Source organism: Rhodococcus sp. W8901 (assembly GCF_013348805.1).
In the GTDB taxonomy this organism is placed as follows: domain Bacteria; phylum Actinomycetota; class Actinomycetes; order Mycobacteriales; family Mycobacteriaceae; genus Prescottella.
Window position 1 is genome coordinate 297,601 of the sequence record NZ_CP054690.1, and the last position, 13,064, is coordinate 310,664.

Annotated in this window: 5 protein-coding genes; 3 read left to right on the forward strand and 2 right to left on the reverse strand. The window is 68.7% G+C overall.

Annotated features, from left to right (window positions below):
- Positions 1-113 precede the first annotated feature (113 nt).
- The 3 genes from fadD32 to HUN07_RS01340 are packed head-to-tail and all read left to right on the forward strand — an operon-like array spanning position 114 to position 8,495.
- The gene (gene fadD32 / locus HUN07_RS01330) at positions 114-2,009 is read left to right on the forward strand and encodes a long-chain-fatty-acid--AMP ligase FadD32 (RefSeq protein ID WP_174907487.1); all 1,896 of its coding nucleotides are present in this window, start codon (positions 114-116) and stop codon (positions 2,007-2,009) included.
- Between the two features lie 45 nt (positions 2,010-2,054).
- On the forward strand, positions 2,055-6,950 hold the full coding sequence (pks13, locus tag HUN07_RS01335; protein WP_302675499.1) for a polyketide synthase Pks13: 4,896 nt from the start codon (positions 2,055-2,057) through the stop codon (positions 6,948-6,950).
- Positions 6,951-8,495, forward strand: a complete 1,545-nt coding sequence (locus tag HUN07_RS01340) for an acyl-CoA carboxylase subunit beta (protein ID WP_174907490.1) — start codon at positions 6,951-6,953, stop codon at positions 8,493-8,495.
- Positions 8,496-8,531: 36 nt separating this feature from the next.
- Here the strand turns inward: HUN07_RS01340 and HUN07_RS01345 are convergent, their stop codons facing one another.
- Positions 8,532-9,494, reverse strand: coding sequence for a hypothetical protein (locus HUN07_RS01345; protein ID WP_174907491.1), 963 nt, complete (start codon positions 9,492-9,494; stop codon positions 8,532-8,534).
- A gap of 188 nt (positions 9,495-9,682) precedes the next feature.
- Positions 9,683-13,003, reverse strand: a complete 3,321-nt coding sequence (locus HUN07_RS01350; protein ID WP_174907493.1) for an arabinosyltransferase domain-containing protein — start codon at positions 13,001-13,003, stop codon at positions 9,683-9,685.
- Between the last annotated feature and the right edge of the window lie 61 nt (positions 13,004-13,064).

Below are 13,064 nucleotides of genomic sequence, written 5' to 3' on the forward strand. Positions count from 1 at the left end.
AGCAGGCCGGCACCGACCAAGCAGTGAGAAGCAATTGAATCCGCGCGGCGAAGGAAGTCTGGGGCGCAATCATGTCGGTTGATGGTTGTGTGATCGCTTCGACAGGAGAAGGAATGAACGCAATGTTCGACGACTACCTCGACGAACAGGGCCACATCCGGCTCACGCCGGGTCACACGCTGATCGACTATGTCGACGAGCACACGCGCAACAATGCGGGCGAACTGGTGTACCGGTACGTCGACTACTCGCGTGAGCGTGACGGTGAGGCCCACGAGCTGACGTGGGGTCAGTTCGGTCTGCGTCTACGCGCTGTGGCGGCGCGATTGCAGCAGGTCACCGAATTCGGTGACCGCGTCGCGATCCTCGCTCCGCAGGGCCTCGACTACGTCATCTCGTTCTTCGCGGCGATCCATGCCGGCCGTATCGCGGTCCCGCTGTTCGACCCGGACGAGCCCGGCCACACCGACCGACTGCACGCGGTCCTCGGCGACTGCGAGCCGGCCGCGATCCTCACCGCGACGTCGTCCGCTGCAGGTGTGCGCCAGTTCTTCCGCGCGCTGCCCGCCGCGAAGCGCCCCCGGATCATCGCCGTCGACGCGATCCCGGACAGCGTCGGCGACACGTGGGTCCGCCCGGACGTCGGTCTCGACGACATCGCGTACCTGCAGTACACGTCCGGCTCCACCCGCACCCCCGCGGGCGTCGAGATCACGCACCGTGGTGTCGCCACCAACGTGCTGCAGATGGTCGACTCCCTCGGGCTCAGTGAGCACTCGCGTGGCGTCACGTGGCTGCCGCTCTACCACGACATGGGTCTGCTGACCGTGATCCTGCCTGCGCTGGGCGGGCAGTACATCACGATCATGAGCCCCCGCGCGTTCGTGGCGCGTCCGTACCGCTGGATCAAGGAACTCGCGGCGATCGCCGACGGTGCCGGCACGTACGCGGCCGCGCCGAACTTCGCGTTCGAGCACGCCGCGGTGCGCGGTCTGCCGAAGGACGGCGAGCACCTCGACCTGAGCAACGTCATCGGCCTGATCAACGGCAGCGAGCCGGTCACGGTGTCGTCGATGCGCAAGTTCAACGAGGCGTTCGCGCCGTACGGCCTGCCCAAGACGGCGATCAAGCCGTCGTACGGCATGGCGGAGGCCACGCTGTTCGTGTCCACGACGCATCCGTCGGACGAGGCCAAGGTCATGTACGTCGACCGCGACGCGCTCAACAACGGCCGCATGGTCCAGGTCGACCAGGACGCTCCGGGCGCTGTCGCGCAGGTGGCGTGCGGTGCCATCTCGCGCAGCCAGTGGGCCACGATCGTCGATCCCGACACCGCGTCCGAGCGCCCCGACGGCTACGTCGGCGAGATCTGGCTGCACGGCGACAACATCGGCCAGGGCTACTGGGGTCGTGAGCAGGAGACTGCCGAGACCTTCCACAACAAGCTGCTCGAGCGGTTGCCGGAGAACACGCACGCTGCGGGCGCGCCCGACGACGCCAACTGGCTGCGCACCGGCGACTACGGCGTCTTCGTCGACGGCGAGCTGTACATCACCGGTCGCGTCAAGGACCTGGTGATCGTCGACGGTCGCAACCACTACCCGCAGGACCTCGAGTACTCGGCGCAGGAGGCCAGCGCCGCTCTGCGCCCCGGCTTCGTCGCCGCGTTCGCCGTGCCGGCCAACCAGCTTCCGGCGGTCGTGTTCGAGAACTCCCACTCGGGTCTGGAGTTCGACCAGGACGACGCGTCCGAGCAGCTGGTCATCGTCGCGGAACGGGCGCCGGGTGCCGGCAAGGCCGATCCGCAGCCCGTCGCCGACGCGGTCCGTGCCGCCATTTCGTCGCGTCACGGCGTCACCGCGCGTGACGTGCTGCTGGTGCCGGCCGGTTCGATTCCGCGTACGTCCAGCGGCAAGCTGGCGCGCCGGGCCTGCAAGGCGAGCTACATCGAGGGAACGCTGCGTGGCGGTCACGCCCAGACCGCTTTCCCCGATAGCGTTTCCGACTAGTCCTTTCCTGATGGGTAGCTTGGTGATTTGATGGCTGAACACGAGATGACGGTCGCGCAGCTGCGCGAATGGCTGCGTAAGTGGATCGCGGAGGCCACCGGGCAACCGGTCGCTTCGATATCCGACGATCGACCGCTGGAGGAGTTCGGGCTCTCCTCCCGCGACGCGGTCGCGCTGTCGGGCGAGATCGAGGATCTGGTGGGCGTCACGCTCTCCGCGACGATCGTCTACCAGCATCCGACCATCGCCTCGTTGGCCACCCGCATCATCGAGGGCGAGCCGGAGCTGCCCGCGGAGGCCGAGGACGCCTCGTACTATCGCGGTGGCTTCCCGGCCGGGCAGTCCCACGACATCGCGATCGTCGGTTTGGCGACGCGGTTCCCGGGCGCCGGGCACACCCCGCAGGAGATGTGGAAGCTGCTGATCGAGGGCCGCGACGCGGTCACCGATCTGCCGGAGGGCCGCTGGGCCGAGTTCATGGCCGATCCGTACGTGGCGGCGGCCGTGGAGAAGGCCGCCACCAAGGGCGGCTATCTCGACGACGTGCAGGGCTTCGACGCGGAGTTCTTCGCGATGTCGCCGCTCGAGGTCCAGAACGTCGACCCGCAGCAGCGCCTCGCGCTGGAGCTGACGTGGGAGGCGCTCGAGCACGCGCACATTCCGGCGAGCGCGCTCAAGGGCCGCGAGGTCGGTGTGTTCCTCGGCTCGTCGGCCAACGACTACCAGTTGCTCGCGGTGAGCGATCCGGTGTCGGCGCACCCGTATGCGCTCACCGGCACGTCCACCGCGATCGTCGCGAACCGTGTCTCGTACTTCTACGACTTCCGTGGCCCGTCGGTGGCGCTCGACACCGCGTGCTCGTCGTCGCTGGTCGCCGTCCATCAGGCGGTGCGCAGCCTGCGTTCCGGTGAGTCGGAGATCGCGCTGGCCGGTGGCGTCAACATGCTGCTCGCGCCGCCCGCGACCCTCGGCTTCGACGAGGGCGGCATCCTCACCGCGGACGGCAAGATCAAGGCGTTCTCGTCGGACGCGAACGGCATCGTCCGCGCTGAGGGTGGCGGCGTCGTCGTGCTCAAGCGTCTCGAGGACGCCGAGCGTGACGGCGATTCGATCCTCGCGGTCATCGCGGGCACCGCCGTCAACCAGGACGGCCGCTCCAACGGCCTGCTGGCGCCCAACCCGGACGCGCAGGCCGACTGCCTGCGACACGCGTACCACGATGCGGGGATCGCCCCGACCGGCGTCGACTACATCGAGGCGCACGGCACCGGCACCATCCTCGGCGACCCGATCGAGGCGGATGCCCTGGGCCGCGTCGTCGGGCGGGGGCGCGACGACGACAAGCCGGCGCTGCTCGGCTCGGCCAAGACCAACTTCGGTCACCTCGAGGCCGCCGCGGGCGCCGCGGGCCTGATCAAGGTTGTGCTCGCGATGCGTGAGGACGTCATCCCGGCGTCGCTCAACTACGCGGGCCCCAACCCGTACATCCAGTTCGACAAGGCGCACCTGCAGGTGATTCCGGAGGCCACCGCGTGGCCGCGGTACACCGGCAAGGCCGTCGCGGGCGTGTCCGGTTTCGGTTTCGGTGGCACCAACGCGCACGTCGTGGTCCGCGAGTACACCGGTCCCGCCGCGGTCGCCGACGCCGATGCGGCTCCCGTCGACCTCGACCACGAGAACACCACCATCGAGGCCGAGGCCGAGCGGATGCTCGCGGAGGCCGCCGAGTCGGTGGGCCTGTCGGATGCCACCGAGACGGCGGTCGTGCTCGCGGTGTCGGCGTCCCTGCCGTCCCGCCGTCGCCGCGCCGCGGAGGACCTCGCCAACTGGCTCGAGACGGAGGAGGGCAGCCGCACGCCGCTCGCCGACGTCGCGCGCACCCTCGCCAAGCGCAGCCACGGCCGCTCCCGTGCCGTCGTCATCGCCAAGACCCGCGCCGAGGCCGTCACCGGCCTGCGCGCCGTCGCCGCCGGCAAGCCCGCGCCGGGTGTGCTGTCCGCCGACGCACCCGCGTCGAAGGGCCCGGTCTGGGTGTTCTCGGGCTTCGGCTCGCAGCACCGCAAGATGGCCAAGCAGCTGTACCTCGAGAACGCGGTCTTCGCGGCCGCGATCGACGAGGTGGACGCGCTGATCGAGGACGAGGCCGGCTACTCCATGAAGGAGAAGTTCCTCGACGACTCGGTCGACTACGACGTCGAGACGTCGCAGGTCGGCATCTTCGCGATCCAGGTGGGTCTGGCGCAGACGCTGCGCCACCACGGCGCCGACCCGGCCGCACTCGTCGGCCACTCGATGGGCGAGGCCGCCGCCGCGTTCGTCTCGGGCGGCCTGTCGCTCGAGGACGCCGTCCGCGTGATCTGCTCGCGTTCGCGCCTGATGGGCGAGGCCGAGGGGCTGCTCGAGGGCGACGACATCCGCCTGATGGCGCTGGTCGAGTACACGGCCGACGAGATCGAGAAGGTCCTGCCGGACTTCCCGCATCTCGAGGTGTGCGTGTACGCGGCGCCGACCCACACCGTGATCGGTGGCCCCGAGCCCGAGGTGAACGCGATCGTCGCGCGCGCCGAGGCCGAGGAGAAGATGGCCCGGGTCCTCAAGACCAAGGGCGCCAGCCACACGTCGCAGGTCGATCCGCTGCTCGGTGAGCTCGCGGCCGAGTTGGCCGGTATCGAGCCGCACACGCTGAAGGTCGGCCAGTACTCGTCGGTCGACCAGGACACCTTCTACCCGGCCGGGCACGCCCCGATCCATCCGGTGGAGTACTGGACCAAGGGTCTGCGGCACAGCGTGTACTTCACCAACGCCGTCAAGGCCGCGGTCGACGCCGGACACACCACGTTCGTCGAGCTCGCGCCCAACCCGGTGACGCTGATGTCCGTCGCGGCCACCGCGTGGGCTGCCGGTGTCGCCGACACGCAGCTGATCCAGACGCTCAAGCGCAAGGAGGACGAGCCGCTCGGCGTGCTGACCGCCCTCGCGCAGCTGTACGTCCACGGGCATGCGGTGGATCTGCCGTCGCTGCTGCCCGCCGGCGACTACGCCGACCTGCCGCGCACCGCGTTCCTGCGCAAGCGGCACTGGATCGACGCGCGGGTGTCGTCGGCCGGCAACACCCGGGTCCCCGGCGCGCATGTCGCGCTGCCCGACGGCCGGCACGCGTGGGAGGTGCAGGCGTCCGCGGTCTCGGACCTGAACGCCCTGGTCACCGCCGCCGCGTCGCAGCTGTTCGCCGACGTCGCGCTCACCGGCGCCGTCGCGCACGGTGAGGTGCCGTCGACCGGAACCCTCACCACGACGCTGGTGCCGCACCTCGGTGGTGCGTCGGTGCAGGTGCATGGCAAGGCCGGCAACGCGTTCGCGCTGGTCTACGACGCCGTCGTGTCTTCGGGCGAGGCACTGCCGGAGCCCGCCCTCGCTGCCGTCGCCGCCCCGACCACCGTGTCGGACCAGGTGCAGGACGAGGTTGTCGAGACGTTCGGTGACCGGTGGGATCCGAGCAGCTCGCAGTCCCTCGAGGATCGGTTGACGATCATCGTCGCGGAGTCGATGGGTTACGCGCCGGAGGATCTGCCGGGGGAGATTCCGTTGGTGGAGCTGGGTCTGGACTCGCTGATGGCGGTGCGGATCAAGAACCGGGTCGAGTACGAGTTCGACATTCCGCAGTTGCAGCTGGCGGCCGTGAAGGACGCGAGCATGCAGGACGTCGCGAAGTACCTGCACTACGCGGTCGAGAACCGCGAGGAGGTCGCGGCCCTGGCCGCGCAGCAGCAGGCGGAGAAGGAGGCCGGGGAGACCGTTTCGGCGGCGGTCCCGGAGCTTCCGGATGCTGCCGAGGTCGAGGATGCTCCGGCCGAGTCCGGCGATGTCGATGTGCCGCCGCGTGATGCGGCCGAGCGTCTGACGTTCGCGTCGTGGGCGGTGGTGACGGGCAAGTCGGCGAAGAGCATCTTCGCGACGTTGCCGATCCTGGACGACGAGTCTGCCGAGAAGTTGGCGGCCCGTCTGACCGAGCGGTCCGGTGGCGAGATCACCGTCGACGACGTCCTCGACGCCGAGACCATCGAGCAGTTGGCCGAGACGGTGCGTCAGCATCTCGAGGACGGTCTGAAGATCGACGGTCTGGTGCGCACGTTGCGTCCCCGCGCCGAGGGTTCGGATGCGGTGCCGGTGTTCGTGTTCCATCCGGCGGGTGGTTCGACGGTGGCGTACGAGCCGCTGCTCAAGCGTCTGCCCGCGGACACCCCGATGTTCGGCCTGGAGCGGGTCGAGGGCCCGATCGACGAGCGCGCCGCGGCCTACGTGCCGCTGCTGCGCGAGATCCAGGGTGACGGCCCGTACGTGTTGGCAGGCTGGTCGCTCGGTGGCGTGCTCGCCTACGCGGTCGCCCGTCAGCTGCGCGAGCAGGGTGCCGACGTCCGGATCGTCGGACTGATCGACACCGTCATGGCCGGCGAGAAGGTCGAGGACACCCCCGACGAGATCCGGGCCCGCTGGCAGCGCTACGCGGCGTTCGCGAAGAAGACGTACGGCGTCGACGCGCCGCTGCCGTTCGATCGCCTCGCGGAGGCCGGCAGCGACGAGGAGCAGATCGGGATCCTCATGGATCTGCTGAAGCTGAGCGGCGCCAAGATCCCCGGCGGCATCATCGAACACCAGCGCACGTCGTGGCTCGACAACCGGGCCATCCAGACGGCGGACCCGCAGCAGTACGACGGCGACGTCGTGCTGTACATGGCGGACAAGTACCACGACGACGCGATCAACCTCGAGCCGTCGTTCGGGACGCGTCAGCCCGACGGCGGCTGGGGCGAGGTGGCGGAGAACCTGGAGGTCGTCTACATCGGTGGCGACCACATCCAGATCGTCGACGAGCCCTACATCTCCAAGGTCGGCGCGGACCTGTCGAACAAGCTGGCCGAGATCGAGAAGCGGAGCAACTGAGTGAGCACCACCACCGCAGAAAAACTTGCGGAACTGCACGAAAAGCTCGAGCTGTCGAAGGCCCCGGGTAACCCCAAAGCGATCCAGAAGCGCAAGGACAAGGGCCTGCCGACGCCGCGCGAGCGCATCGACATGCTCCTCGACCCGGGCACGTTCGTCGAGATGGGCCAGCTGGCCCGCCAGCCCGGTGACGCGTCCAACCCGTACGGCGACGGTGTCGTCACCGGCCACGGCCTGGTCGACGGGCGTCCGGTCGCGGTGTTCGCGCACGACCAGACCGTCTTCGGCGGTGCCGCAGGCGAGATCTTCGGCCGCAAGGTCGCCGCCGTCAACGACTTCGCCATCAAGATCGGCTGCCCTGTCGTCGGCATCAACGAATCCGCGGGCGCGCGCATCCAGGACGCGGTGACGTCGCTCGCGTGGTATGCCGAGATGGGTCGTCGCCAGGAGCCGCTGTCGGGCATGTGCCCGCAGATCTCGATCATCCTCGGCAAGTGCGCCGGCGGTGCGGTGTACGCACCGATCAACACCGACATCGTGATCGCGACCGAAGAGTCGTACATGTTCGTCACCGGTCCGGACGTCATCAAGTCGGTCACCGGCGAGGACGTCAGCCTCGACGAGCTGGGTGGCGCCCGCCACCAGGCCGAGTACGGCAACATCCATCACGTCGCGGCCGACGAGAAGGCCGCGTTCGAGTACGCGCGCGAGTACCTGAGCTACATGCCGTCGAGCTGCACCGAGAAGCCTCCGATCATCAACCCGGGCCTCGAGCCGGAGATCACCGAGGACGATCTGTCGCTCGACGCGTTCATGCCCGACGCCGACAACGCCGGCTACGACATGCACGACATCCTCATCAAGATCTTCGACGACGGCGAGTTCCTCGAGGTCCGCAGCCAGTCTGCGCAGAACCTCATCACCGGCTTCGCACGAGTCGACGGCCGCCCGGTCGGCGTCGTCGCGAACCAGCCGATGCAGCTGTCTGGTGCGCTCGACGCCGCGGCGTCGGACAAGGGCGCGCACTTCGTGCGGGTCTGCAACGCGTACGACATTCCGCTGGTGTTCGTCGTCGACACTCCGGGCTTCCTGGTCGGTGTGGAGCAGGAGAAGGTCGGCGTCATCAAGCGTGGCGGTCGCTTCCTGTTCGCGTACGTCGAGGCGACCGTCCCGAAGGTTACTGTCGTGGTTCGTAAGGCGTACGGCGGCGCTTACGCGGTGATGGGCTCCAAGCAGCTCGGCGCCGACGTCAACCTGGCCTGGCCTACCGCCCGCATCGCGGTCATGGGTGCCGAGGGCGCGGTCAACCTCATCGGCCGCAAGCAGATCGAGGCCGCCGGCGACAACGCCCCCGCCGTCCGCGCGCAGCTCATCAACTTCTACAACGAGCATGTCGCGACGCCGTACATCGCGGCCGAGCGCGGCTACATCGACGCCGTCATCGAGCCGTCGACCACCCGCCTCGAGATCCGCAAGGCACTCACCCTGCTCCGCGACAAGACGGTGTTCAAGAACCCGCGCAAGCACCACTTGCTGCCGTTCTGATCGCTTTCCCTGCTGTTGGCCGAATGTCACATACGTTCACGTCGATTGAACGTATGTGACATTCGGCCGTTCACGGGCCGACGCCTGCTCACACGCGATCACGAGATCCGCGATGACGGTGCTCGGATCGCGTTGGATCTGCTTCGGTAGGTGCGTCACGACGATGATCCCGTGCCGCTGCATCCGGGCGCGCCGGAGCATCGTCGCCTCGTGTGCCTGCGCGCTGAAATGGTGTTTGAGAGAGTCGATTTCCCAAGCGACGGCGAGGTCGTCGATCCACCCGTCGGGGCGTGCGAGCCAGGTGCCGTCGGCGCCGATGATGTCCTTGTTGTGCACCATCAGTGGCAGCGTGGTCGTCGCGTAGAGCTGCTGCGCAGCGATCTCCGCGACCGAATGAGCATCGTCGGACAGTTCGCGGACAACTCGCCGGGGCAGTGCGCTGCCACGGCAGCTTCCATTGTCGAGTTCTTCGGCGAGTTGGTCGACGTCAACGTCCCCGCGCTGTACTGCGCCGGTGAGCAGCGCCCGGCAGGCGTCGGGCAGCGATGTGCGTCGTGCCGCGTCGAGCAGGCTGCGGGCGATCGGAGCGATGCGCAGGGTGCCTCGAGTGAGATGGTCAGGCATTCGCCACGTCCGTTCGACCGTGACGAACGAGAAGTCGCGCCGGTGCTTCGTCGACGGAATGAGCAGCAGGACGTCGCCTTTGCTCGCGGACTGGTCGTATCCGTGGGCCCCGAGTGCCGCGTGGCCGGAGAGCACGGCGCCATCGCCGCCGTACAGCAGCGCTGCGGTGTTGCGTTGGAGGGTGCTCAGGGAACCGCTCTGGAGTGCTACGACACCGGGCAGCACGCGCTGCCAGGGTCCTCCGCGGCGACATCGCCCTGAGATGGCCCCGCGCGTGACGCCCTGCTCGAGGAGTGTTGCGGTTCGGACGATCCCGTTGACGCTCAGGTGGTGGAGTCCTGCCGCGCCGTCGTCGCCCCACGATCCTCGTCTCATGGAGGTCATGATTGCGGCTGGTCGAGCGAGTTCACGGCTCCTTGGCGCCTCTGTGGATAAGCAATGTGGTTATCCACAACCCTCTTAATGGCCGAATGTCACATACGTTCAATCGAACTGAACGCATGTGACATTCGGCCAACAGGCCAACAGGCCAACAGGCCAACAGGCCAACAGGCCGACAGGCCCTACGGCTCGTACACCCTCAGCGTCCCCGGGGACCAGAAGCCCGAGCGGTTGATCTGCTCGGTGTCGACGGTTGCCGTTGCGGCGTTGGGGTAGTGCCGGTCGTACCGCTCGAGGGAGCCCCAGTCGCGGCCCCAGTCGTTGTTCAGGTACGTCGGGACGGTGGTGGCGCCGGCGAGCATCTCGGTCCAGCCGAGGGGTCCGCCGTTTTCGAGGGACTGCCACGTGTCGGTGGAGCTGACGGCGAGGGGCCGGTCGGGCAGGATCCGGTAGTTCGGCATCTCGGCGACACCGTTGAGATGGTTGAACGGACGCTGGCACGGGAACTGCAGTCCGACGGCCCAGTCCAGCAGGACGGGCTGTGCGGTGCCGACGACGCTGCTGAGCGATTCGAGCTTGGGCACGCGCGGCGGCGTGAACGCGAACCACTGGTCGCCGGTCAGGTTGGGGTCGGACGCGTTGATCCGGACGACGTCGGTGTCGGCGGGCAGTTCGTCGAGCGGGATCCGCAGGTTCCGCCACGACGGCGCGGGGCCGATGTCGCGGGGGACGTAGGTGCCCTGGATGTCGACGGTGCCGTCGGGCTGACGCTTGCCGTACTCGAGGTTGAGCGGCTGTCCGTAGTTGGTCTGTCCGGTGATCTGGTCGACGGACCAGATGCGGCCGGCGGCGGAGATCACCACGAGCGGGGAGTCGTCGCTGCGTTCGGGCAGCTGGTACCAGCTGGAGACGACGGATGCCTGCTGCTGGACGCCGTCCTGGTAGCTGCCGAGGATCGGGGTGCGGGCGGGGTCGAGCCCGAACGGCAGTTTGACGGTGCTGCCGTTGACGCCGAGGGCGCCGACGCCGCCGGTGGTGCCGGATCCGCCTCCGGTCTCGAAGGTGGGCCCGATGCTCTGGCTGTCGGTGTTGCCCATGCCGGCCTTGACTTCGACGTAGTCGGCTGTCAGGTCGTCCGGCACACCGTTGGGGGTGAAGCCGACGGGCTTGCTGCCGGCGAGCGGATCGTTGGGGTCGGCCAGCGGGTTGGCCCGGTCGACGATCGGGCGCAGGGCGCCCGCGTTGGGGTCCTGTTCCACGAGCACGTCGTCGGCGAGGCCGCACGTCTTGCCGGCGAGCGCCTCGATGTTGGAGCGGCCCAGCGAGTAGGCCGGGTACTGCGACACCGCACCCTTGAGTAGCGAGAGCACCTCGAACAGCACCATGAGTCCGGCGATGACGGTCAGCGGGGCGGCCGCGAACTTGCGGATCCGCCGGCCCTTGGGGCTGGTGGGTTTCTCGGGCGGGGGGGCGTAGCCCTCACGCAGGTACTGCCACGCGATCAGTGCCACGGCGAGGCCGAACAGCACCAGGAACAGGGTGGAGGATTCGCGTCCGTTGAACTGCACCGTCTTGTCGAACCACGGCACGCCGTAGCTCGAGACGTACCAGTACCCGTTGATGCCGGAGAACGACAGCGCGAGCACGAACAGCAGGCCGGCGAGGAACATGGTGCGGTTGCGCCGCGATCGCAGCGCACTCGCCGACACGACGACGGCGGTCAGCGCGGCGAGGGATCCGGCGATGCCCGCGTACGCCCCGAAGTGGTGGGTCCACTTCGTGGGGTTGAACATCATGAAGAAGATCGTTCCGAACACGATGCCCATCAGGCGCCACGACGGTCCGGCGGCGACGCCGGGGATCCGCTTGCGGCGCAGGAACACGAACAGCACCGTGAACAGGCACAGCAGCATCGTCAGGAACGCGAAGCGGCGGGCCAGCGAGCCGTCCGTGGTCTGCACGAACAGGAAGTAGTAGCGCTGGTAGTCCTGGAACCATTCGAGGTTCGGTCCGATGATCGTGCGGACGCGCGTGGCCTCCATCACGGCCGCCCAGGTCTGGTCGGCGAACACCACGACCAGCACCAGCATGCCGGCTGCCGCCAGGGGCAGCAGCTGCGACAGTGTGCCGATCCGGTGGCGGCGTCGGACGATGATTCGGGTGATGGGGCGGATGCCGGCGAGCAGCGCGGCGATACACATCAGGCCGGTCGGGGCGGCGGCGAGAGTGAACGCGCCGATCAGCGCGGCGATCGCGGCGGGCAGGAGGCGGGCGGTGGCGATGGCGCGTTCGATCGAGCACCACGTGAGCAGTGCACCGACGGCGACGATCGGTTCGGGGCGCAGGCCGTTGTTGTAGGGCAGCCAGAACGCGAGGAACACGAGGCCGCCGGTCCACAGGGCGACGGAGTTGGTGCGCACCGCGCGACCGAGGCGCGGGACCACTTCGCGGCTGATGACCATCCAGCACAGGACGGCGGCGAGCAGTGCGGGCAGACGCATCCACGGGCTCGCGGTGGAGATCTTCGCCATCGCGGCGAGGACGTCGTAGTACCAGCCGAACGGCGCCTCGGGGACACCGAACCAGCGGAAGTAGTTGGCCATGTAGCCCGAGTGCTCGGATGCGCGGGCCATGGTGAGCAGGTAGCCGTCGTCGGCGGTGTTGGCGCCGAAGAAGTGCCAGCCGACGAGGGTGCCGACGACGACGCCGTCGACGCCGGTCAGCTTCCACCACCGGGCGGGCAGGAAGCGGCGGGAGTGGCGGCCGTCGACGCTGTCGAGGCGGTGCAGTGCGACCAGCGAGACGGCGGTCGCGAGGACGGCGCCGAGCATCGCGACGAGCTTGATCAGCGTCGGGCTCGACGAGAACCGCGAGTCGATGTCCATCGTGAAGCTCAGGCCGGGGACCGACTGGCCGTCGAGGTCGGTGAAGATGCCGACGACCTGCGGGCGGTAGTCGTGGAGCAGCTCGCCGGTGACCGGCTTGCCGTCGTCGTCGGTGAGGCCCACGAACTCGGCGGTGGTCCCGGTGACGTCGGAGGCGATGCGGATCTCGGTGCACCCGGATTCGACGTCGGAGCGCGGCGCGGTCGCGACGATGACGTTGCGGTCGAGGATGTCGACGGTCTCGGAGGAGACGCGCACGAACATCGCGTTGACCGCAGCCTTCTCACCCTGCGGGGGCGCGGTGGCCAGCAGGATGCCGCCCGCGTCGGGCAGCTCGGCGACGGCGCGGCACGGGATCGTCGCCGACAGCGACACCGGCACCTGCGACATCAGCGGCGCTTCGATGTTCGACGCGACCGGGCCGTCGGGCCACGACACCGTCGCCGCGGTCTGGGTGACCGGCAGGAACGGTGTCGCCAGCGCGAGCAGGACACCGAGGAGGCCGGTCACGACGGCGATCAGCCGAGCGTTGCGGACATCCGCGTTTCGGGCACGGGAAGCCGGGGGCGGAGCGCTGGCTTCGGGACCGGGCGCGGGGGCTGTCACAACGTCTGGCACGTTTGTCGATGGTAGGCGAGATGTTTCCGTTACCTAAATGAGCCCGATCCCTCTCAGGTAC